We start from the raw sequence: 21,104 nt of genomic DNA, 5'->3' as shown, positions 1-21,104 counted from the left end.
CTGACAGGCCCCGGACCTCGGGGCAGAGAAGACGTGCGGGGCATGTGCCTGCCCCATCAGATGGCGTTCAGAAAGGCCCCGGACAAGCCCTCATGACCTGTCTGGGGTTTTTTATGCCGGTTATCGTGCGGTGGTAGTCTGGGCACTTAGCCCTTTGCCATTAGGGGCGGCCCGACCAGTACAGGCGTTACCAGAGCAGATAATGCTGTTGAGCTGCCCCGTGCCCGTAGCAGCGGGGATGTCTTGCCCCTGTGTGAGCTGGCGCAGCGCATCAGCAACAGCCTGTGCTGCATCATTCTGCCCGGAGGCAGCAAGCACAGCCTGCATCCGTTTGTGCGGTGCATCCAGAATGGCAGCACTGAGGAGCGGGCGGGGGTAATAGCGGGAAGACCCTGCCAGAATGACGCCCGTGTTGCCTGCCAGCCGCCCGGTGCCGAAGAGGTTGTTCTCTGTCAGAGTGCAGGCAACACTCAGGCCACGGCCATCCCGCACGACAAAAGAGGTGGAGGCGGGCAGAGGGGGCAACCCAGTGGCATCGCTCTGGCCAGAAGCCATGAAGATTTGCCCTTCCTGAAGGGTCGTCCGACCCGTGCGCCGCCATGCGCTGACGACATTTTCGGCCCGTAGGTTCTGGCGGAAGGCCACAGCACTACCCAGCCCGCCATCAGCAGGAGGCGCAAGGAAGTTGAGCTGGTACGGGCCACTTGTAAAGTGCAGGGCGGATGTCTCGCCGGGCAGGGAGCGGCGCAGGTCATCCCGTGTTAGGGCAGCACCAGCCTTGTTGGCCTGTGTGACGAAAACATCAGACAAGGCACCAGTATAGAGGTCTCCCACTCCGACCAGCTTTAGGCGGGAGAGGAAAGAGGTTAGGCGGGGCTGGGTTAGCTGGTCCCCTTCCCGGACAGCTACCTCGGAATCTCCCTTGCTGAAGAGAGACTTCATGCCCTCATTGGAGAGGAGCGGCCCCTGAACAGCGGCGATGTCCTCGGCCAGCTGGCGGCTGACGGTAATGCCCTGCTGCCCAAGAGTGATGGCCGGGTCGATTGTGTCGCCAAGCTGAACAGAGCCGTAACGGAGATTGAGCAGGAACAGCCCACGGGCCACCATGGGTACGGTAGCGGGTCGGTCCCCACTGGGGCCGGTCCCATCGACAGGTAGGAAGGAGATGCTTTCAGCGGGCTGTCCGGGGCGGGAGACTAGACAGGCACCCCCACCTCCCAGAGACGCACGGGAAGGCAGCGTGACAGACAGGGCAAAGGCGGTTGCCGTGGCGGCGTCCGCAGCATTGCCCCCACGGGCCAGAACGTCACGGCCAATCAGGGCGGCCTGTGGCTCATCCGCTACGACAATGCCTGTATTTGTCTTAGCAGCGGGCGTTGTATGGCCGAACAGGTGATGTTTGAGGCTTCTGCCACCAGAACACGCAGCAAGATTGCTCCCTAGAAGGCTAAGAGAAGCCAGCAGGCAGAGCCTGCGTGCCCACCGGGGGGCGGGTCTGTCAGACAGGCAGGGGGTATGAGGGGTCCGGCTGTCATGCTTTACCACGGTGGCAGCTCTCCAGTGTTTCGGGTCACAACAAGGCGATATGATGGGGGTGGCGTTATGCCGTAGATATGCCCCATAATGAAGCATCATAGCGTTAAACTGCCGGGGATGGGAGGGCAAGTCTGCATCTGGTGGTTTTAACGGCTCCTTCATATTGGGGCTGTAAGCCTGGGAGCGGGGCGTTGCTCCCTTGTCCGGGCTAGTGGGGCTTCAAAAAAAGGCTGGTTTGCTGTTTAACGGTGCTGGTCATGGGGCCGTCTTTCTGCATGAGTAATGCGGGAGGGAGGGCTGCCGGGCTCTTTAAAAATAGGCAGTTTTGCTACCATAATTTCGATCCCACGGAGGGCACGACCATGAAACAGCGTGTAAAGTCATTTTCTCTGGCGGTGCTGGCCGGCCTTCCTGTCATGGGGTTGTCCTTCGTGGGGACGTCTCATGCCGCAGATGAGGCAGTTTTTAACGAAAAACAGCGGGCGGCGATCGTGCAGATCGTCCGTGAGGCACTGAAGACAGACCCGAGCATCCTGTCCGATGCCATCCAGTCCATCCGTCAGCAGGCCAGTTCCCAGCAGGAAGCTCATGTAAAGGCGGCTGTACGGGCCAACTGGCAGGCACTGTCCACGGCACCATCCTATGCGGTGCGTGGTAATCCGCAGGGGCAGGTTACGGTTGTGGAATTTTTAGACCCTCGCTGCACGTATTGCCGTCATATGGCTCCGGTGGTGGATCAGTTCCTTGCCAAGCATACGGATGTCCGTTTGGTGGAGAAGGTCATTCCTGTTCTGGGGGATGCTAGCCTGTTGGATGCCCAAGCCATCTATGCGGCGGCGTTTCAGGGGCAGTATGACGCTATGCGCCGCCGCCTGATGGAAGAGACAGCTAAACCCGGCATGGCGCATCTCCGTGATGTCGCAAAGAGCCTGAAGCTGGATGTTGCCCGCTTTGAGAAGGACATGAAGGGACCGGCCGTTATGGCCCTTCTGGCAGCGAATCTCGGTCAGGCGCAGAGCGTGGGTGTGCAGGGTACGCCGACCTTCCTGTTTGGTCAGGCTGCTGTTGCTCCGGGTGCGTTGGGTATGGAGCAGATGGAGCAGTTTCTTGAGGCAGCCCGGAAAGGCTGACCCTCACCTGCGGGTGGAGGATTGACATGAAGACCCTTGCAGAGCAGCTAGCTGTTTGGCAGACGGCGCGCCCTTCTCCAGAATGGAGACATCCCCTCTTGATGGGGATTGTGAACGTTACGCCGGATTCTTTTTCGGATGGTGGGCAGTTCTTCACGCAGGAAGCTGCCCTGAAGCAGGCACACACCCTTCTAGCCGAAGGGGCGGACCTGTTGGATATTGGTGCAGAATCCACGAGGCCGGGATTTACCCCCGTGGAGGCTGATGAGGAATGGCATCGTCTAGAGCCGGTCCTTATCCCTCTGGCCCGGGAAGGGGTGGCCCTGTCTGTGGATACAACAAAGGCTTCTGTAGCCCGGCGGGCACTGGTGGCCGGGGTGCAGATGATTAACGATGTATGGGGGTTACAAGCCGACCCTGATATGGCCTCTGTCGTGGCATCTGCTGGGGCGGTCGTGGCGGTGATGCATAATCGGGAAGTGGTCGATGTCAGTCTTGACTTGTGGGATGACTGGCGGCGTTTTTTTGACCGCTCCCTGAAGATTGCTGATCGGGCCGGTATTGCCCGGGAGGCTATTCTACTGGACCCCGGCATTGGGTTTGGTAAGACAGTGATGCAAAATCTTTGGGCTGTGCAGAATATGCGCCGCCTAGAGGCTTATTACGGCCTGCCTATTTTGCTCGGGGCTTCCCGGAAATCTATGTTTGGAAAGCTTCTGGGGCGGGAAGTAGGTGACCGTCTCCCTGCAACCCTTGCGGTTAATCTTTATGGGGCCACGCAGGGGGTCTGCATGGTACGGGTGCATGACGTGCAGGCGCATCGGGACATGATGGATATGACCGCCCTGTTATCCGTGAATGGGATACTGAGGGGAGAAGCAGAGTGATAACGCCAGCTTTGACCCATGTTCGGGTGCATGATCTCTGCCTGTTCGGCCATCATGGCGTGCATGAGGAAGAAACCCGCCTTGGCCAGCGTTTTTATATTTCGCTGGAGGTACAGGCTGATCTTTCGGCGGCGATTGCTGGAGATGATTACACGCAGGCCGTTTGCTATGGGCAGCTTTGCCAGAGTGCTGAACGGGTCTTTCAGGCTGAACCCTGCAAGCTGATTGAAACATTGGCAGGGCGTATTTGTGCGGCTGTGTTGGTGGACTGTCCTGCAGTGGAAGATGTGTCCGTTACGGTGCGGAAACCTTCAGCACCTGTGCCGCATGTGGTGGAGGATGTGTCTGTCACGGTGACGCAGCAGCGGGTGCATCGGGTCGGGTTCTCACTAGGGGCGAATCTGGGTGAACGTGAGGCCGTTTTACGGGCCGCTGTGGGGGCTCTGGGCCATCAACCGGGGGTGGAGATTGATGTGGTATCGTCCTTCTATGATAGTGCCCCGTGGGGTGTGGAAGACCAGCCACCCTTTGTGAATATCGCTGCCCTCGGGCGGACGATCTTGCCCCCACAAGCCGTACTGGGTCTCTGCAAGGAGATTGAACGGTCGTTGGGTCGTGTGCCGGGGCGGCGTTGGGGAGAGCGGGCTGTGGATATTGACCTGCTCTTTCATGGGGAGAGACCGGTGAAACATCCGCTCCTGACTCTTCCTCACGCCCATCTTTTTGATCGGGCCTTCGTGTTGGAGCCACTTGCTGAGCTAGAGCCGAACCTTGAGATCGCTGGACGTTCCGTTACGGAAGCGTTAGCAGAGTTGGATCGTATAGCTGGGGATGTCACACGGCGTATGCCGGGGCAGGGTGGATGAAGTTGAGGGGATGCTGAATGTCAGCCAGTAAAACAGGGACGCCAAAGGCGCAGGCTCCAACACCGGAGGGAGCCGCAGGTGCCATAACCCGACCAGAGAATGCCATCAGCCGCATTGCCAGCGGTGTGCGGGAGCTTCTGCTCGCCATAGGGGAAGACCCATCCCGTGAGGGACTACGGGACACGCCAGAGCGTGTGGCAAAGATGTATCTGGAGATTTTCTCCGGCTTGTATGAGGACCCGCGGGATCATCTGAAAAAGCAGTTCAGTGCCGACCAGCATGGCGGCATGGTGTTGGTGAAGGACATTCGCTTTCAGTCCACCTGTGAGCATCATCTTTTGCCGGTTATGGGGCGGGCTCATGTGGCCTATCTGCCCGAAGGTGGCCGTCTAACAGGGCTAAGCAAACTGGCCCGTGTTGTGGAGGGTTACGCCCGCCGTCCGCAGCTTCAGGAGCGTCTGACAGACCAGATCGTGCAGGCGATGGTAGAAGTGCTAGCCCCTAAGGCCGTTTTGGTCGTGGTGGAAGCTGAACATATGTGCATGAGTTTGCGGGGTGTGCGTAGTCCCGGTGCCACGACCGTAACAACGGGGTCTTACGGTCTTTGGGCTGAGGATGCACAGGCCCGTCAGGAAATCATGGCCCTGATGCGGGACTGATTCTGGCGTCAGTCCCGGGTGGTATCGTCTGCTCGGTGCCACCAGCACTGATCTTCCGGCCGGTCCACCAGTGGGAGGTAGAGGGCCGGATCGCCATGCAGGCGCACTGTGTTGGTGGGTGTCTCCTTAATCTCGAGCGAGGCAGGAGCTAACAGCCCGCCCTGTGCGGTTAGAAAGGCCTGAAGTTTGCTCATCAGCAGGGCAGCGAGCAGTTCCGTTGTCGGGTCGCCGGGCGTGACGACAAGGCGGTCCAGCCGCTGGGGTTCATGCTCGGCAAACCAATTCAGTAACGGGTCGGACTCGGATAGCTGAAAACTGTGATCCATCCGCTCGTCAATAAAGCGGTGCCAGCGGCCTTTGGCCTCGGCAAAGGGCAGCAGCATGTTGCTGTGTCCATCCAACCGTTGGTTCTGCTGCGGTGCATTGGGGCCGGGAACCAGTGTGACGGTGACGTATTCATTATGCCCATGTGGAATCGCACAACGCTCGCTACAGCCTGAAATGAGCCTGTGCCCCATGCAGAAACGCCGTGTGAAAATCAGTTCTGTCCGGGTGATGTCGCTCATGCCCCCTCCTGATACTGCCGCCACCCCTCGGCACGCAGGGTACAGGCGGGACAGTCTCCACAGCCGAATCCCCACGCATGTTCATGGGTGCGGTCTCCCTTATAACAGGAATGGCTTTCATGGCGGATGGTTTCTGTCAGTGCACTGCCCCCCAGATCGTGGCAAAGCTGCCATGTCTGTGCTTTGTTGATCCACATGAGCGGCGTGTGGAGGACGAAACGTTGTTCCATACCCAGATTAAGAGCCACCTGTAGGGCCTTGATGGTATCATCTCGGCAGTCCGGATAGCCGGAGTAATCCGTTTCACACACGCCGGTGATGATGTGCCGTATACTGCGGCGGAAGGCGAGGGCAGCGGCAAATGTCAGGAAGATCAGATTCCGGCCGGGCACGAAGGTGTTGGGTAGGCCGTTCTCCCCCATGCTGATTTCTGCATCCCGTGTGAGGGCGGTGTCGGAGAGGGCACCGAGGCTGGCAAGGTCGATTGTATGATCCTCCCCCAGTTTTTTGGCCCAGTGGGGATTCTGGGCACTGATGCTCTGCCGGAGGGTGGTGCGGCAGTCCAGTTCCACAGCGTGGCGTTGCCCATAGGCAAAGCCAACCGTTTCCACATGGTCGAAATGGTGCAGGGCCCACGCCAGACAAGTGGCGGAATCCTGCCCCCCGGAGAACAGGACAAGCGCACGGCGATTCTGAGCGGCCTGATGGCTGGCGGAAGGGGAGGAGGATGTCGTCATCAGGGAATCCCGATCAGTTTATGGGTTTGCAGGCTTAGCCGCCATTGTGGATGGCTCTGGCAATAGCGCACGGCTTTTTCTGTATTGGCAAGGCGTTCTGGCCCATCCATGGGCTGGAGCCAGAAATGCTGGAAATCGAGCGCAGCGAATTGTTCTGGAGATAGGGTCTGTTGAGGGTAGACGAGCTTTAGCTCATGGCCATGTGTCTGTTTCAGCGGCTGGCCAGGTTTGGGGCTGACGCAGACCCAGTCGATTCCTTCAGGGGCGAGGAGGCTGCCATTGGTTTCTACGGCGATGGTAAAGCCACGGGCCTTTACAGCGGCGATTAGTGCTGCATCAAGCTGGAGCAGCGGTTCCCCACCGGTGAAGACCACATAACGATGTGTCCCATCTGCGGTGTGGGCCTGCCAGCAGTCATCCAGCGCGGCGGCTAGAGCTTCGGCCGTGGCAAAGCGGCCTCCGCCGGGGCCGTCTGTCCCGATGAAGTCCGTATCGCAGAAGGTGCATTGGGCTTTGTAGCGATCTTCCTCCCGGCCGGACCATAGGTTGCAGCCGGTGAAACGGCAAAATATGGCGGCGCGGCCGGAGTGAGCACCTTCACCTTGTAATGTGGCGAATAGTTCCTTGACGATATAAGGCATGGGCAGAGATGTCGGGCAGCTTCGTTCAGGATGCAAGGGTTTTCTTGCGTGAAGAAGCGGAAACACTCACCTGCGAGTAGGTGCAGATTGTAATTTGGGGGATAAGGGATAAAAAAAACGCCACCCTTCTAAAGAAGGAGTGGCGCGAGTGACGGGGCTCGAACCCGCGACCTCCGGCGTGACAGGCCGGCGCTCTAACCAACTGAGCTACACCCGCAGTCTTTCGCTTTTTTGTAAAAGCGTTGTTCCCTTGGGATGGCGTCTATCTAGCGGGATACGGGGGCCTTGGCAATAGAGAAATATCACTTTTTTACGTTTTTCTTCATGAAGATCATTTTTTAGGGTTTTTGTATGAAAACAGCTCCTTCCGGTCCTGCCGAAAGCCAGAGTTGGTGGTGGATCAGCCAATCAGCCCCCAGCAGCATATCGGCTTGTTCATGCAGGGAGGTTACAGTCAGCACCGGGTGAAGCTGGGTCTGACCACCAAGGGTGAGGCGGTTAAAACGGTGCCAGTGGTAGCGGTGTTCCCTGTCGCCAATGCCTGCGCTGGTTCCGCCGGGGTCTCGGTCCAGTTCTTCCTTAGTAATGCCGAGCTTATGAACAAAATCCCGGCTTATGATGTGGGACCGAGCACCACTGTCGATTAGCGCAAGTCCTTTCTGGCCATCCAGCGTGAAGGGGATGAAGAAGCGATTACGGATTCGCTGGGAGGTGAGACGCTGCCCCGGTGTGGACCAGAAGGGCGGCTGACGGCAGAGTATGGAAGAGCTGTGGATGTCCCACAGGCTAAGTTTATGATGGGGCAGGTCGAGGTCCAGATCATAATGACCGAGTAGGTCCATACCGATCAGCCCCAGCACGGGCGGTTGTATGGCGGGGAACCCCGGTAGGGCACCCAGTGGCAGGATAGGATGACGGTAGGTGAGCTGGCCAAGCGTGATGGCCGCTAGCTGAATGGTCGGTACGACATGCCCCCGCCCGTCTGGCCCGGAGATGATGGTGGCATCTTCCTCATTAGGCGTGAGGTGGAGTCGGCCGATAGCATCAGGTGTCAGCAGGCTGCCTTCCGAACCAGTATCAACAATCATGGAAAGGGACCGGCCATGAATCTGTGCCACGGTGGTCAGGTAATAGCCTGTTTCCTTGAGGGATAGCGTGGTGATGTGCGTCTGACGGCAGGTTGTTTCTGGTCCGGAGGCTTTGGCCGTGGATATGGCAAGACTGCTTGCTGCCAGTACGAGGCTAGCGAGAAGAGGGAGAAAGCGGGGGAAAGAAATTGTCATAGTATGATGATGGGGTTGCCCAGAGCTGGCGGGGACTGAAGATGTATGAGGTTTGATCGGAAAGGAGCTGTCAGCGGTCGGCACGGGGGTGCGCCTTTTGCCAGACTTCCATGAGGTGTTGTTCGTCTGCCAGCGTATATATCTGCGTGCTGGACAGGCTGGCATGGCCCAGAAGTTCCTGAATTGTACGAAGGTCTGCCCCATTTTGTAACAGGTGGGACGCAAAGGCATGGCGCAGCGCATGGGGTGTAGCGGAGTCGGGTAGCCCTTCGGACATGCGCCATTGCCTCATTGCCCGCTGGGCTACTGCCGGGTTGAGACGTCCCCCCCGTACACCGCAGAAAAGTGGTGCACTGGCATGAGGTGATGGATGGACAGCCAGCCAGCTCTCCAGAGCTTGCCGAACTTGTGGCAGAACAGGCACGGCTCGTTCCTTCCCACCCTTTCCAGTGACGAACAGAATATCATCGCTGATGCGCTCAATGTCCCCGACATTGAGAGACAGCCCTTCACTGATGCGAAGGCCAGCTCCGTAAAGCAGGGTGAAGAGGGCGGCATCCCGCAAGGCAAAGCCGTTATTGATCGTCTGGTCGGCAATGCCATCCGGTGCCATCTGGGCAGTTTCTGGTGTTAGAGGGCGGGGGAGCCGGGTTTTCAGGCGGGGGCTGCGGAGGAGGGTAAGAGCCGGATTGGTGATGTGGTGTTCTTTTTCCAGATAGCGGTAAAAGGCTCGTAAGGCGGAGATGCGGCGGGCACGGCTACGGGCGTGACCATCAGTTGTATGGCGGCTCCCCGGGTGGAGGCGGGCCTCCTGTTCAGCCCGGTTTGTCTCATAGGCCAACCATGAGCGGAAATCAGACAGGGTCAGGCTGCCGAGTGATTTCAGTGGTAGGTCCCCCCCAAAATGACGACTAAAGAACCCAAGAGCGAGTGAGACATCATGCAGATAGGCTGCCCGTGTCGCTTTGCTGGCCCGTTTCTCGTAGGTCAGCCAATCTTGCCAGGCCATAAGGGCATCATGGGCTGTATGAACGGTCATAGAGTGGGAGGAGGGGCTTCCTGATGGAAGGCTCATGGTATTTCCCTGCCGGAGAGGTTAGGATGAAGACATGGCAGAAAACAGCCTTCCTCCCCATAGCAGGAGAATGGGAGCCGGTCATCGTCTTTCCGTTCTAGTGCCCCGCCCTTTTGATGGTCCGCTGGATTACCGGTCGGATAGGCCTTTAGCACCGGGTACGTTGGTGCGTGTGCCGCTGGGGCGGCAGGAGCTGACGGGCTGTGTCTGGGATAGCCAGCCTTCCCACCTTCCTGCGGATTTTAGGCCTCCTTCTAAAGGACGAGTGATTGCCTTTGAGAAGCTGCGTTTCATTACGGGAGTGCTAGAGCATGTACCGCCCCTGCCGGAAGATTTGCGTCGGTTCATCGACTGGGTGGCGGCTTATGGGCTGAGTGCGCCGGGCATGGTTTTGGCAATTGCCCTGCGTGCTCCAGCACAAGCAGGCAACATGAAGCCCGCTATGGGGTGGGTACGAAAAGCTGGTCCCTTGCCAGAGTCACTGCGTTTGACACCAGCCCGCAAGGCAGTACTGGCGGCTTTGGAGAGTCGAAGCCCTAGCAGTACGGCCATGTTGAGCGAGGAGAGTGGGGCCAGTGCAGCGGTGATTCGTGGTCTGGCTAATGCGGGGGTTCTGGAAGAATGTCTCATGGAGGCACCTACCCTTACCGAGCGGGCTGACCCAGACCATGCCCCCCCGACTTTGTCCGATGAGCAGGCCGAAGCTGCCGAGGCTCTGGTGGCTGGGGTGGAGGAACGGGCCTTTAATGTCACGCTGCTGGAGGGGGTGACTGGGTCTGGCAAAACGGAAGTTTATTTCGAGGCTGTGGCGGCGTGTCTGAGGCAAGGGCGGCAGGTGTTGGTACTTTTGCCGGAGATTGTTTTGACAGCCCAGTGGACAGACCGGTTTGAGCGGCGTTTTGGTATCCGGCCCGCTATCTGGCATTCCGAGCTAGGGCAGAAGACACGGCGTGAAACATGGTGCGCCATTGCAGAAGGGCGGCAGCAGGTTGTTGTAGGGGCACGCTCTGCCCTGTTCCTTCCCTTTGCTCACCTTGGGCTTGTGGTGGTCGATGAGGAGCATGAGAACACCTATAAGCAAGAGGAGGGTGTTCTCTATCACGGGCGGGATATGGCCATTGTGCGGGCCCGTTTGGTGCAAGGGGCGGTAATTCTCGCTTCTGCTACGCCCTCCATGGAAACATTGGTGAATGTGCAGAAAGGCCGCTTTCGTCACGAAGTGTTGGAGGCCCGGCATGGGGCGGCGCAGATGCCGGAGATCAGCCTGATTGACATGAAGGAGAATGGCCCGGAGCGGGGGCAGTTTCTGTCGCCTTTGCTGTGTGAAAGTATCGAAGAGCGTATGAAGGCCGGGGAGCAGAGTATGCTGTTCCTCAACCGGCGTGGTTATGCGCCGATGACGATATGCCGGGCGTGTGGGCATCGTTTGCAATGTCCCCATTGCTCAGCATGGATGGTGGAACACAGGCGGCGGCGGATTCTGGCCTGTCATCATTGCGAATATACCCAGCCGCTTATCAGCTCTTGTTCGGCCTGTGGGGCGCAGGACAGTTTGGTGCCGATTGGGCCGGGGGTGGAGCGGATCCATGAGGAGGCGCAGGCCCGCTTCCCGGATGCCCGGTTGCTGAGTATGGCATCTGATACGCTAACCTCTCCCACGGCGATGGAAGAAGCGGTGCGGAAAATCTCCAATAAGGAGGTGGACCTGATCATTGGTACGCAGGTTGTGGCCAAGGGATGGCATTTCCCAGATTTGACCCTCGTTGGTGTTGTGGATGCTGACCTTGGGCTAGGAGGGGGTGATCTGCGGGCGGCGGAACGGACCATGCAGCTGCTGCATCAGGTGGCGGGGCGTGCAGGGCGTGGCACCAAGCCGGGGCAGGTTATGTTGCAGAGCTATGCGGGCGATCATCCGGTGATGAAGGCCCTTTTGGCTAACGACTTCATTAGCTTCATGGAACAGGAAGCCGCCCAGAGACGCCCCGGTTTCTGGCCACCTTATGGGCGGCTGGCGGCGGTGATTGTCAGTGCCCCGAAGGAGCGGCAGGCCGAGGAATTGGCCCGTTTGCTGGCCATGCACGCCCCACGGGGGGAGGGGATTCAGGTTCTGGGGCCAGCTCCCGCTCCGTTAGCCCTGCTGCGGGATCGCTACCGTTTCCGCCTCTTACTGCGAACTCGGCGCGACATTGCCTTGCAGCCTCTGCTACGGCGTTGGCTGGATGGCGCACCCCGTAAGAATGATGCTCGCATTGATGTGGATGTGGACCCGGTATCCTTCATGTAAATGAGGATGGATCGATCAGTCCGGGGTGCCGTTGGCCTGTTGTTCTAGCTGTCTGTAGCGTTTTTGCCCGTTAGGGAGCAGAGGGGCGTGTGTTAGGGCCTCGGTATAGGCGTGGAGAGCCTGATGGGGGTGGTGGAGATGCTCTTGCGTGTGGGCCAGTATATCCCAGCTTTGGGCATCGCCGGGATCATGGACGAGAGCAACCTGTAGGTCCTGCACGGCTCCTGTCAGGTCGTTACCGAGAAAACGTATGGCGGCCCGTTGACGGCGGAGAAATGCATTATCTGGCTGAAGTGTCAGGGCAGCAGAGAGGGTCTTCTCAGCTTCAGTTATATGGCCCTGTTTTAGGTTGTCCTGTGCTTCATTGAGCAGGATGCGGCCGCTGTTCTTCACGCTATAGAGTCGCAGAGTATCAGCCTTTTTCATCAGGCTTTGCGCTTTCTGGTCATCTTGCTCGCTGGCGATGGCCTGTTCAGTCTGCTCAAGCTTTTCTTGTAAGCTCAGACTGTGCGGCTTAGGGGGCGTTGCAGCAGGCTTATCATGCGGGGGAGTAGACGTAGCGTGGGGCGTCACATGGTTTTTTGCCTGCTCATGCGCTGGAGAGGCAGCCGTGACCCTAGGGGCTATGCTGATGAGAACCATAAAAAAAGCCCCCAGCCATAGGGCAGGAGGCTTCAGCCTCTCGAAAGAGGCTGTACGCTGCAGAGCGTTACAGACAGAGCGGTGCAGCGGAGCCATGGACATGCCGCACCATCCCATCAGTCTGTCAGCTCAGCCCTGACGGGCCTTCATGCGCGGGTTCTGCTTGTTGATGACGTACACGCGGCCACGACGACGCACGACACGGCAGTTTTTGTCACGAACCTTGGCGGATTTCAGGCTGTTACGGATCTTCATGATGTTCAGGCTCCCCGACAGAAAAGACAGGCCAGCCAGCCTTGCGGTTGGCGGCTCTTACAGTGCAGGGCTAAAACGCCCGCGAAACTTGGGGTCCGCATACCCTGTCAGAAGGGGGCGAGTCAAGGTTATGTGGCCTAAAACCCCATTTTCTTCCTGATCGATTTCGGATTATGGTAGCGGGCATGAGCCAGTGTCCATCCTTTTCTCTTTCGTCCTTTCGTCACCTTGTGTCTGTCCTGGTGTTGGGGGCTGTTTGTCTTGCCAGCCCGGCATGGGCGGGTGGTTCTGCCCGGACGGATGATGATGATCCATCAGTGAACGCCAAAGGTGTTGTCGTGAACAATATCCTCGCTGTTCTGCGGGTTAGTCCAAACTCAGCCGGCCAGTCCTGCCTGAAGAATCTGGATGAGATGCACAAGGTGCAGAAGCAGCTTGATGTAGAAGAAACAGCCCAGCGCAGTGTTGATATTGGTCTGGTACGGGATGTGCTGGAATCGGACATGGAGAGCGTCATTTCTAGCTGCGGCAAAGATGCTCGTACGGCCTGTGAGGGAGGGGCTGCTGAGCAGAATGCACGGGTAAGCAAAATATGTTCCCAGCTTTCCGAACTCGATTCGGATGAGCAGAGTGACGATCTTCAGTGAATTGATGAGGCGGTTATGAAAAAGCCCCCTGCTCCATGAGGTGAGCAGGGGGCTTTTTTTTATAATGGAGTCTTAGCCTTCAGCGCGTTTAAGGCTCCAGAGGGCAAAAGCCTGCACGAGGGCAACTTCCTTCAGGCGGGCAAAGCGTCCTGAAGACCCGCCATGCCCTGCCTCCATATTGATCTGACAGAGGAAGGGGCCGCCTCGAGCTTCTTCACGCAGGCGGGCAATCCATTTGGCAGGTTCCCAGTAAGTTACCCGTGGGTCGGATAGTCCCCCCATGGCCAGAATCGCCGGATAAGCAACCGGACGGATGTTGTCATAGGGAGAATAGCTGGCGATGAGGTCATAAGCCTCCGGGTCCGTCAGCGGGTTCCCCCATTCCGGCCATTCCGGTGGTGTGAGTGGCAGGGACGTGTCCGACATGGTGTTGAGCATATCCACGAACGGCACTTGCGCAGCGATACCGGCAAATAGCTCCGGGGCCATGTTGGCGATGGCACCCATCAGCAACCCACCAGCAGAGCCTCCATGCGCCACGATGCGGCGGGGGGCGGTGTAGCCTTCGGTAATCAAATGCCGGGCACAGCTGATGAAGTCGGTAAAGCTATTGGTTTTTTTGGTGGCCCGCCCCTCAAGAAACCAGTTCCAGCCTTTTTCACTGCCACCCCGTACATGGGCCGTAGCGTAAATCACGCCGCGATCCACGAGGCTGAGGGCCGTGGTGGAGAAGTTGGCTTCCATGGAGATGCCGTAAGAGCCGTAGCCGTAGAGCAACATGGGGTTGCTTCCGTCCAGCTTCGTGCCTTTTTTCATGAGGACGGTGATAGGTACCAAGGCACCATCATCGGCCTGCGCAAAGAGGCGGCGTGTCTCATAAGCGGCAGGATCATGCCCTGAAGGAACCTCGCGGATTTTGCGAAGCATCTTCTCACCGGTCTGCATATCGTAATCGTACCAGTGGGCCGGTGTGGTGGGGGACTGGTAGATATAACGCAGAACAGGTTGTTCATATTCCAGAACACCCAGTAGGCTGAGCGTATAGGCGGGCTCATCCATGCTGATATGGCGAGCGTGATGGCGGATGTCGCCCTTGTCGGCATCTTTGCGGCTAAGGGTGAAGATTTCCGTATTGCCGTTGCGCCGTTCCATCCATGCCAGATGGTCTTTTCCAGTGCTGACGCCAAGCAGGAAGTGCCCATCCTCATAAGGGAGAAACTCCTGCCAGTGGGCACGGTCGGGTGTGGCTTCTGGGGCTGTCATCAGCTTGAAGTCCACAGCACCCCCCGCATTGGTGAGGATGATGAAGCGGTCGTTCCAGTGGGTCAGGCTATAGCGTTCCCCTCGCACCAGTGGTGCGGCGACTTTTGGCGGAGCTGTCGGATTGGAAGCCGGGATGAGCAGGGTCTCGTTCGTGTCGTGGTCGCCTCGCTCAATGGCAATCCACTTCCGGGAGGCACTAACGCCAATGCTGAGGAAGAAGCCGGGGTTTGTCTCGTCAAAAATGAGTGTGTCTTCCCCACCCAGAAGTGGGCGGCGATAGATGCGGGAGGGGCGGCCATTATCGTCTCGGTAGATCCAGAACAGATACTGGCTATCCGGTGAGAGGGTGAAGCTGCCTGTGCTGCTTTCCACGGCGGGGGCGCAGAGCGTGCCAGTGGAGAGGTCTTTGACCTGAATCCGGTACACTTCCGAGCCTTGCACGTCTTCGGCATAGACGTAGTAGCGGTGGTCTTCCGTGTGAGCCGCTTGTGCGAGACTATAGAAGCTGTGTTGAGCGGCTAGCTTGTTTACATCCAGCAGAATTTCTTCCGGTCCATCAGCTTCATTAGTGCCGGTTTTGCGGGGCCGGCGGACATGGAGCGGATATTGGGCGTCTTTTTCAAAACGCAGGCTGTAGAGCCATGGGCCACTCGGCAGGGGCACGGATTCTTCTGCAGGCGGGATGCGGCCAACCATCTCTTTGAAAAGGTCTTCCTGCAGCGGCACCGTCTCGGCTAGCACGGCATCCGTATAGGCATTTTCTTGCTTTAGATGGGAGCGGATGTCTTCCCGCAGGACGGCTGGGTCCCGCAGGACCTTTTGCCAGTTTTCATCTTTCATCCATGCGTAGGAATCTGTGCGGGTACGGCCAAGCTGTTCCAGCACGATGGGGTTGCGTCGGGCTACGGGAGCCTTAGGCAGGGAGGGTGTGGTGTGTTTATCAGCAGTCATGGAAAGAGATGTGGCGGTTGAGCGGGAGGGATTCAATGGCTGAGAGGGATACGTCATGGGGTGCCATGGAGAAAATGGCCTAACCGGGCGGTTTGCTCTGGTTGGGGTGGTAGGTCATGCGTTCCTATGGCGGTTACAGGTGTCAGGCTAAGGGCCGTGACGAGCCATGCACCCTGAAATTGGGGAATGTCGGCTTCCATCAGGGGGCGTTCTGTGCAGAGGGTGGCAGAGAGTAAGCGGGCACGGGAGATACCGGGCAGAATCCCAGCAGAGAGGGGCGGCGTGATGAGCTGTCCGTCCATGAGGGCTAGAAAACTGGCGGCGGTCGCTTCGGCAATCTCGCCCTCGTGGGTAAGCCAGAGGGCGTCATCGGCTCCTAGTTCTTGAGCTTCCATGCGGGCGAGGATGGCGGGCAGGGCACTGATGGACTTTACCCGGTTCAGCACGGCCTGTCGGTCTCTCCGCTGCGTGCTGATATGTAGCCGAACAGGATGCGGGGCATGGTTGGGCGGTGGGGCTGTGGTGATGAGCAGCGTAGTATGAGGTGTGGCGGGCGGTGCCAGCCCCCGAGGGCCGGACCCCCGTGTAAGGGTTAGGCGGGCGGAGCCATCTGTTAGGCCATTGGCGGCGATTAAACGGCCTAGGGCGGTTTGGATGATGTCCCGTTTAGGGGGCGGGAGGTGCAGGATGCGGCAGCCCTCTTCTAGTCGGGTGAGGTGGGCTGCCAAAAAGGGAATCTGCCCATTGCGGAGTTGCATGGTTTCAAAAAGCCCATCACCTAGCAGCAGGCCTCGGTCCTGCGTTGTGATGACCGGGTTGTCCGCGGGGAAAAGATCACTGTTTAGCCAGAGATAGGGGCAGGGGGATGCGGGCATGGGTTAGCGTCCGTGAGTGTGCAACACATTCAGCAACGGGGCCGCCTTGAGGCACATTTCTTCATATTCCCGTTCTGGGTGGGAGGGGTAGGTAATGCCCCCGCCTGCACCTACTTTTAGATGATCCGCTGTCGCACTGATGCTGCGGATGATGACGGCACTATCTAATGCTCCATCCCACCCCAGCCGGAAGAGCGTGCCACAATAAGCCCCTCTGGCGGAGGTCTCGACCTCATCAATGATTTCTAGGGCCCGATATTTTGGAGCCCCTGTGACAGACCCGGGAGGGATCGTAGCCGCTAGCAGGTCGGCTGCGTCATATCCGGCCTGTAGTTGCCCCGTGATGCTGGAGACGAGATGATGAACGTGGGCAAAGCGTTCCACGGCAAAAAGCTGGGGAACGTCCACGCTGCCTAGCTGGCAGACTCGCCCGATGTCATGGCGCATCAGGTCGGTGATCATAAGATTCTCGGCGAGTTCTTTCTCATCACGGCGCAGAGCGTCTTTTAGGGCGTCATTCTGCTGTAGGTCGGTGCTGATGGGACAGGTACCCTTGATGGGCCGTGTTTCGATCCGACCCTGATGGTCCAGCGAGAGGAACCGCTCGACCGAGGCACTGAGCAGTGTGAAGTCTGGCGTATGGAACCATGCTCCGAAAGGTGCCGGGCAGGCTGTGCGGAGTTGTTTATATAGGCGGGGTAGATTCAGCCCTGCTGGGCGGGAGGCAACCCAGCGCATGGTCAGGTTGGCCTGAAAAATATCTCCTGCCGCAATATAATCTTGCACAGTGCGGACGGCGGCTTGCCATGCACTGGCACTCTGCTCCGGCATGGCTGTGATGGTGGGGTAGCCGTGGGCTGGAGGAAGAGCGGCAGGTAGTTCCGGCGGGGGGAGGCCGTCTATGCTAGCCCACCAGAGCTTTTGTTCCAGCCTATCAATAATGAATAGGTCCCGGCAGGCTAGAGCTGTGAAGGCGGGGCAGTCTGTTTCATGGCGGGAGGTTAGCCCTTCACAGGCCATGCCAGCTTCATAACTGAGCAGGCCGATCACCCCACCGGTGAAGGGAAGGTTAGGGGAGGAGAGTGCGCCTTTTGGCGCATGAGCGGCCAGAAATTCCCGAAGATGCCGGGGGAAAAGGTGCATCTCTGCTAGTGGAAGTATGACATGCCCAGCTGGCCGGGGGCACAGGAAGCTCCAGCGGTGCCGCTCCTGCTCTGCTGGCCCGCCACTATCGAGAAAGACGGAGCTGTCTTCATCCCGGCAGAGAGGAAAAAGCCGTTCTGGTGGCTGCCACGGTAGTTCGGTGATGCGGGGGACGGAAGAGGGGGCGGACAGGAACAAACTAGGCACCTGATGCAGAATGGGTTATGCTTAATGACTAACCATTACAGAAAACGGGTGGACCTGTCTTGAGCGAGCCGCACGATATTTTGCCTTCCGACCGCCTCCCGGTGACGATTGAGGAGGAAATGCGTTCCTCCTATCTGGCCTATGCGATGTCGGTGATTGTTTCCCGTGCGCTGCCAGATGTGCGTGATGGCCTTAAGCCTGTGCATCGGCGTATTTTGTACGCCATGCGGGAGAGTGGCTTCACGGCAGACAAGCCTTACCGTAAATCGGCCCGCGCAGTCGGTGACGTAATGGGTAAATATCACCCGCATGGTGATAGCTCCATTTATGACGCTATGGTCCGCATGGCGCAGTCTTGGTCCATGCGTGTACGGCTGGTGGATGGGCAGGGTAACTTCGGGTCTGTCGATGGCGATAGTCCGGCGGCCATGCGTTATACCGAGGCCCGACTGGCGAAGTCCTCCTCTTTCCTGTTGGATGACATCGACCGGGATACGGTTGCTTTCCAGCCCAACTACGATGAAAGCGAGCAGGAGCCGCAGGTTCTTCCGGCTGCTTTCCCTAATCTTCTGGTTAATGGGGCATCCGGTATTGCGGTGGGTATGGCCACCAATATCCCCCCGCATAATCCGGGTGAGGTGATTGATGCCGTTCTGGCTTTGATTGCCAATCCGGATATGACGCTGGAAGAGCTGATGCAGATTGTTCCGGGGCCGGACTTCCCGACCGGGGGCATCATCATGGGCCGCCGGGGTATCCGGCAGGCTTATGAGACGGGCCGTGGCTCTATCCCTGTTCGTGCTCGTGCCGAGATTGAGGAGATCCGCAAGGACCGTTTCGCCATCGTGGTGACGGAGATTCCTTATCAGGTTAACAAAGCCACCCTACAGGAGAAGATTGCTGATCTCGTCCGTTCTAAGGACATTGAGGGCATTTCCGATATTCGGGACGAAAGCGACCGTTCCGGTATGCGGGTGGTGATCGAGCTGAAGCGTGACGCCACGCCGGAAGTGGTACTGAATCAGCTTTACCGTTTCACCCAGCTACAGACGAGCTTCAGCGTCAATATGCTGGCGTTGGATGAAGGCCGACCTCGCACGATGGGGCTGCGGGATGTGCTGGATGCCTTTATCCGTTTCCGTGAGGATGTGATTCTCCGCCGTGCTCGGTTCGACCTGAATAAGGCCCGGGACCGGGGGCATCTGCTGGTTGGTCTGGTACTGGCTGTTGCCAATATTGACGAGGTCATCGCTCTTATCCGTTCCGCCCCGGATGCCGCTACAGCCCGTGAGCAGCTCATGACACGCACATGGCCTGCCGCCGATGTGGAGCCGCTGCTGGAGCTGATCCACGATGAAGGCAATGTGATTGTCGATGGCCGTGTCCACCTGACTGAAGCGCAGGCCCGTGGAATTTTGGAACTGCGCCTCCAGCGTCTGACTGGTCTGGAGCGTGAGAAGATTCAGGGGGAATTGGCAGAAGTCAGTGCGCGCATCACGGAGCTTCTGGAGATCATCGGTAGCCATGTGCGCCGTATGGAGGTCATGCGGGACGAGCTTCAGGCCGCTCGTGCTGCCCTAGCTGACCCACGCTGCACGGAAATCTCCGATGCGCTGGGCGATCAGTCTGATGAGAGCTTGATCGAGCCGGGCCAGATGGTAGTGACCATCACGCGGGATGGCTTCATCAAGCGCACACCGTTGGAGCTATTCCGCTCGCAGAATCGTGGTGGCCGTGGTCGCACGGCAGCGGGGCGGCGTGGTGATGATATCGTTATTCGCAGCTTTAATGCCCATACGCATCAGTGGGTGCTGTTCTTCTCCTCTGGCGGAAAAGCTTATCGGATGAAGGTCTGGCACCTGCCAGAAGCTGCCCCGACAGCCAAGGGGCGGGCACTGGTCAATCTGCTGCCAGAACTGGGTGAAGACACTATTACTGCCGTTCTGCCTCTCCCGCAGGATGAAGAGTTGTGGGAAGACCTGCACCTCGTCTTCGCTACGGCAAGCGGGAACGTGCGGCGTAACCGTCTCAGCGATTTCCGCAATATCCGTTCTTCTGGCCTGATTGCTATGAAGCTGGATGAGAATGATCTTCTGATCGGCGTGGCAACGTGCCGTGAGGGGCAGGATGTGTTCCTTGCCACCCGTAATGCTCGAGCCATTCGCTTCCAGATTACGGATGATGTGCTGCGTGTCTTCGCAGGTCGTGGCAGCACTGGCGTGCGTGGCATCCGTCTTGCTGATGGCGACCGTGTTGTGTCCCTTGCCGTTCTGAATCACGTTGAAGCCAGCGTGGAGGAGCGGGCGGCCTATCTCCGGGCTGCTAATGCTCATCGCCGTGTCCTTGCCGCTCAGTCCGGGGATGAAGGGCTGGAGGAAGAGATCGAGGACAACAGCGAGTTGGCTTCCGATGATGAAGGGTTGGAAGAGATTCTGGCCGATAGCCCGCTGAGTGAAGACCGTTATGCTGAGCTGGAGGCACAGGAGCAGATTCTGCTTACTGTGACCGATACAGGCTTCGGGCGGCGTTCTTCGGCATATGATTACCGTGTTTCCGGTCGTGGTGGGCAGGGCATCAACAACATGACCTTCTCCAACGCTCGCCGTGGGCGTGAGGTTGTGGGCACGCTCGTGACGCTGGATGGCACGGATGTGATGATGGTGACCGATACGGGCCGTCTCATCCGTCTGCCGGTCGAGCAGGTGCGTGTCATGTCCCGTCAGGCGGGAGGGGTGACGCTCTTCCGTGTGGATGGTGATGAGCGCATCATCAGCGTGTTCCCCGTGATGGAAGATGACACGGAAACGGAAGACGGTGCGGAGGCCGAAGACGCTGCTAGCACGGAGGGCGGCGAGACGGCGCCTGCTTCTTCAGCAGATGGTGATAAGGCGGATGACTGACCGGCGCATCGGTTTCTATCCCGGTACGTTTGACCCGATCACTTTCGGTCATCTGGACGTGATAGACCGGGCGGCGGCCCTGTTCGATCATGTCGTGGTTGGGGTCGCTGTGAATGATGCCAAAGGTCCTTTACTTGGCTTTGAGGAACGGCGGGAGCTGATAGAGCGGGAAGTTGCCACTCTGCCGCATAACGATCGTATCTCTGTCATCGGGTTTGATACGCTGCTGGTGGATGCCGTAAGGCAGGCCGGGGCGGGAACGGTGATCCGAGGGTTGCGCTCTGCCGGGGATTTTGACTTCGAGACCCAGCTTTCCGGTGCGCTGCGGCGTTTAGCCCCGGAGATTGAAACAGTTTTCCTTCTGGCATCTGAGAGCCACCGTACGACGGCGAGCCGGATCGTGAAGGAAATCGCCCGTCTTGGGGGGGATATTTCTCCATTTGTCAGCCCCATGACGGCCCGTCTCGTACGGGCAAAATTGACAGGAGAACAGAGATGAGACGGCGGCATTTTATTGCTGGTCTTGTAGCAGTCTCTGCCATGACCGGTGGAACCCT

General features: G+C 58.4%; 19 protein-coding genes and 1 tRNA gene. 8 read left to right on the top strand and 12 right to left on the bottom strand.

Annotation, left to right across the window (positions count from 1 at the left end; genetic code table 11):
- Positions 1-120: 120 nt before the first annotated feature.
- Complete coding sequence (locus AL01_RS08410) at positions 121-1,698, bottom strand: gamma-glutamyltransferase (RefSeq protein WP_241502785.1); 1,578 nt, start codon at positions 1,696-1,698, stop codon at positions 121-123.
- 200 nt (positions 1,699-1,898) lie between these two features.
- Between AL01_RS08410 and AL01_RS08405 the strand changes: the two genes are divergently transcribed.
- The 4 genes from AL01_RS08405 to folE are packed head-to-tail and all read left to right on the top strand — an operon-like array spanning position 1,899 to position 5,078.
- Entirely contained in the window at positions 1,899-2,666 is a 768-nt protein-coding gene (locus AL01_RS08405; RefSeq protein WP_077397141.1) for a DsbA family protein, read from the top strand.
- Between the two features lie 26 nt (positions 2,667-2,692).
- Positions 2,693-3,553 carry a dihydropteroate synthase gene (gene folP, locus AL01_RS08400; RefSeq protein WP_077397091.1) on the top strand — a complete coding sequence of 287 codons (861 nt, stop codon included), beginning with the start codon at positions 2,693-2,695 and terminating at the stop codon, positions 3,551-3,553.
- Positions 3,550-4,419 carry a 2-amino-4-hydroxy-6-hydroxymethyldihydropteridine diphosphokinase gene (gene folK, locus AL01_RS08395; protein ID WP_077397090.1) on the top strand — a complete coding sequence of 290 codons (870 nt, stop codon included), beginning with the start codon at positions 3,550-3,552 and terminating at the stop codon, positions 4,417-4,419. The genes folP and folK overlap by 4 nt, the downstream gene beginning before the upstream one ends.
- A 17-nt stretch (positions 4,420-4,436) precedes the next feature.
- Positions 4,437-5,078, top strand: coding sequence for a GTP cyclohydrolase I FolE (gene folE / locus AL01_RS08390; protein ID WP_077397089.1), 642 nt, complete (start codon positions 4,437-4,439; stop codon positions 5,076-5,078).
- A gap of 8 nt (positions 5,079-5,086) precedes the next feature.
- Here the strand turns inward: folE and AL01_RS08385 are convergent, their stop codons facing one another.
- The 6 genes from AL01_RS08385 to AL01_RS08360 all read right to left on the bottom strand — a co-directional run bounded on the left by AL01_RS08385 (position 5,087) and on the right by AL01_RS08360 (position 9,380).
- A complete protein-coding gene (locus tag AL01_RS08385; protein WP_077397088.1) occupies positions 5,087-5,644 on the bottom strand; it encodes a 6-pyruvoyl trahydropterin synthase family protein in 558 nt (185 codons plus the stop codon).
- Entirely contained in the window at positions 5,641-6,381 is a 741-nt protein-coding gene (gene queC / locus AL01_RS08380) for a 7-cyano-7-deazaguanine synthase QueC (RefSeq protein ID WP_077397087.1), read from the bottom strand. Before queC ends, AL01_RS08385 begins: the two co-directional genes overlap by 4 nt.
- On the bottom strand, positions 6,381-7,022 hold the full coding sequence (gene queE / locus AL01_RS08375) for a 7-carboxy-7-deazaguanine synthase (protein WP_077397086.1): 642 nt from the start codon (positions 7,020-7,022) through the stop codon (positions 6,381-6,383). Before queE ends, queC begins: the two co-directional genes overlap by 1 nt.
- A 140-nt stretch (positions 7,023-7,162) precedes the next feature.
- Positions 7,163-7,239, bottom strand: a tRNA-Asp gene (locus AL01_RS08370).
- A 121-nt stretch (positions 7,240-7,360) separates the two neighbouring features.
- Positions 7,361-8,305: a retroviral-like aspartic protease family protein gene (locus AL01_RS08365; RefSeq protein ID WP_158075960.1), complete on the bottom strand. Its 945-nt coding sequence runs from the start codon at positions 8,303-8,305 to the stop codon at positions 7,361-7,363.
- A 70-nt stretch (positions 8,306-8,375) separates the two neighbouring features.
- Positions 8,376-9,380 (bottom strand): tyrosine recombinase XerC, encoded by a 1,005-nt coding sequence (locus AL01_RS08360; RefSeq protein WP_241502784.1) that lies wholly within the window; start codon positions 9,378-9,380, stop codon positions 8,376-8,378.
- Positions 9,381-9,414: 34 nt separating this feature from the next.
- Between AL01_RS08360 and AL01_RS08355 the strand changes: the two genes are divergently transcribed.
- Positions 9,415-11,664, top strand: coding sequence for a primosomal protein N' (locus tag AL01_RS08355; RefSeq protein ID WP_077397083.1), 2,250 nt, complete (start codon positions 9,415-9,417; stop codon positions 11,662-11,664).
- A 15-nt stretch (positions 11,665-11,679) separates the two neighbouring features.
- Here AL01_RS08355 and AL01_RS08350 read toward each other — a convergent pair whose 3' ends face one another.
- Positions 11,680-12,408, bottom strand: a complete 729-nt coding sequence (locus AL01_RS08350; RefSeq protein ID WP_077397082.1) for a tetratricopeptide repeat protein — start codon at positions 12,406-12,408, stop codon at positions 11,680-11,682.
- 27 nt (positions 12,409-12,435) lie between these two features.
- Complete coding sequence (gene ykgO, locus AL01_RS08345) at positions 12,436-12,561, bottom strand: type B 50S ribosomal protein L36 (protein WP_043561915.1); 126 nt, start codon at positions 12,559-12,561, stop codon at positions 12,436-12,438.
- A 185-nt stretch (positions 12,562-12,746) separates the two neighbouring features.
- Here ykgO and AL01_RS08340 point away from each other — a divergent pair, with 185 nt between their 5' ends.
- Positions 12,747-13,208 carry a hypothetical protein gene (locus AL01_RS08340; protein ID WP_077397081.1) on the top strand — a complete coding sequence of 154 codons (462 nt, stop codon included), beginning with the start codon at positions 12,747-12,749 and terminating at the stop codon, positions 13,206-13,208.
- 72 nt (positions 13,209-13,280) lie between these two features.
- Here the strand turns inward: AL01_RS08340 and AL01_RS08335 are convergent, their stop codons facing one another.
- Genes AL01_RS08335 through AL01_RS08325 form a run of 3 tightly spaced genes read right to left on the bottom strand, consistent with a single transcriptional unit; the run spans position 13,281 to position 17,638 of the window.
- Positions 13,281-15,422, bottom strand: coding sequence for a S9 family peptidase (locus tag AL01_RS08335; RefSeq protein WP_077397140.1), 2,142 nt, complete (start codon positions 15,420-15,422; stop codon positions 13,281-13,283).
- 53 nt (positions 15,423-15,475) lie between these two features.
- The gene (locus tag AL01_RS08330) at positions 15,476-16,297 is read right to left on the bottom strand and encodes an aminotransferase class IV (protein ID WP_077397080.1); all 822 of its coding nucleotides are present in this window, start codon (positions 16,295-16,297) and stop codon (positions 15,476-15,478) included.
- A gap of 3 nt (positions 16,298-16,300) precedes the next feature.
- A complete protein-coding gene (locus AL01_RS08325) occupies positions 16,301-17,638 on the bottom strand; it encodes an anthranilate synthase component I family protein (RefSeq protein ID WP_077397079.1) in 1,338 nt (445 codons plus the stop codon).
- Positions 17,639-17,766: 128 nt separating this feature from the next.
- Here AL01_RS08325 and gyrA point away from each other — a divergent pair, with 128 nt between their 5' ends.
- Both gyrA and coaD read left to right on the top strand, forming a co-directional pair.
- Entirely contained in the window at positions 17,767-20,547 is a 2,781-nt protein-coding gene (gyrA, locus tag AL01_RS08320; protein WP_077397078.1) for a DNA gyrase subunit A, read from the top strand.
- Positions 20,540-21,046 (top strand): pantetheine-phosphate adenylyltransferase, encoded by a 507-nt coding sequence (gene coaD, locus AL01_RS08315; RefSeq protein ID WP_077397077.1) that lies wholly within the window; start codon positions 20,540-20,542, stop codon positions 21,044-21,046. Before gyrA ends, coaD begins: the two co-directional genes overlap by 8 nt.
- Positions 21,047-21,104: the final 58 nt, after the last annotated feature.

It is taken from the genome of Bombella intestini, assembly GCF_002003665.1.
Classification (GTDB): domain Bacteria; phylum Pseudomonadota; class Alphaproteobacteria; order Acetobacterales; family Acetobacteraceae; genus Bombella; species Bombella intestini.
This window is presented reverse-complemented; position numbering and strand designations above follow the sequence as displayed.

Bases quoted from the DNA above. Each gene is read 5' to 3' on its own strand.
- AL01_RS08410 (WP_241502785.1), bottom strand. From the start codon at position 1,698: ATGAAGGAGCCGTTAAAACCACCAGATGCAGACTTGCCCTCCCATCCC.
- AL01_RS08405 (WP_077397141.1), top strand. From the start codon at position 1,899: ATGAAACAGCGTGTAAAGTCATTTTCTCTGGCGGTGCTGGCCGGCCTT.
- folP (WP_077397091.1), top strand. From the start codon at position 2,693: ATGAAGACCCTTGCAGAGCAGCTAGCTGTTTGGCAGACGGCGCGCCCT.
- folE (WP_077397089.1), top strand. From the start codon at position 4,437: ATGTCAGCCAGTAAAACAGGGACGCCAAAGGCGCAGGCTCCAACACCG.
- AL01_RS08385 (WP_077397088.1), bottom strand. From the start codon at position 5,644: ATGAGCGACATCACCCGGACAGAACTGATTTTCACACGGCGTTTCTGC.
- queC (WP_077397087.1), bottom strand. From the start codon at position 6,381: ATGACGACATCCTCCTCCCCTTCCGCCAGCCATCAGGCCGCTCAGAAT.
- queE (WP_077397086.1), bottom strand. From the start codon at position 7,022: ATGCCTTATATCGTCAAGGAACTATTCGCCACATTACAAGGTGAAGGT.
- AL01_RS08365 (WP_158075960.1), bottom strand. From the start codon at position 8,305: ATGACAATTTCTTTCCCCCGCTTTCTCCCTCTTCTCGCTAGCCTCGTA.
- AL01_RS08360 (WP_241502784.1), bottom strand. From the start codon at position 9,380: ATGAGCCTTCCATCAGGAAGCCCCTCCTCCCACTCTATGACCGTTCAT.
- AL01_RS08355 (WP_077397083.1), top strand. From the start codon at position 9,415: ATGGCAGAAAACAGCCTTCCTCCCCATAGCAGGAGAATGGGAGCCGGT.
- AL01_RS08350 (WP_077397082.1), bottom strand. From the start codon at position 12,408: ATGTCCATGGCTCCGCTGCACCGCTCTGTCTGTAACGCTCTGCAGCGT.
- ykgO (WP_043561915.1), bottom strand. From the start codon at position 12,561: ATGAAGATCCGTAACAGCCTGAAATCCGCCAAGGTTCGTGACAAAAAC.
- AL01_RS08340 (WP_077397081.1), top strand. From the start codon at position 12,747: ATGAGCCAGTGTCCATCCTTTTCTCTTTCGTCCTTTCGTCACCTTGTG.
- AL01_RS08335 (WP_077397140.1), bottom strand. From the start codon at position 15,422: ATGACTGCTGATAAACACACCACACCCTCCCTGCCTAAGGCTCCCGTA.
- AL01_RS08330 (WP_077397080.1), bottom strand. From the start codon at position 16,297: ATGCCCGCATCCCCCTGCCCCTATCTCTGGCTAAACAGTGATCTTTTC.
- gyrA (WP_077397078.1), top strand. From the start codon at position 17,767: ATGCGTTCCTCCTATCTGGCCTATGCGATGTCGGTGATTGTTTCCCGT.
- coaD (WP_077397077.1), top strand. From the start codon at position 20,540: ATGACTGACCGGCGCATCGGTTTCTATCCCGGTACGTTTGACCCGATC.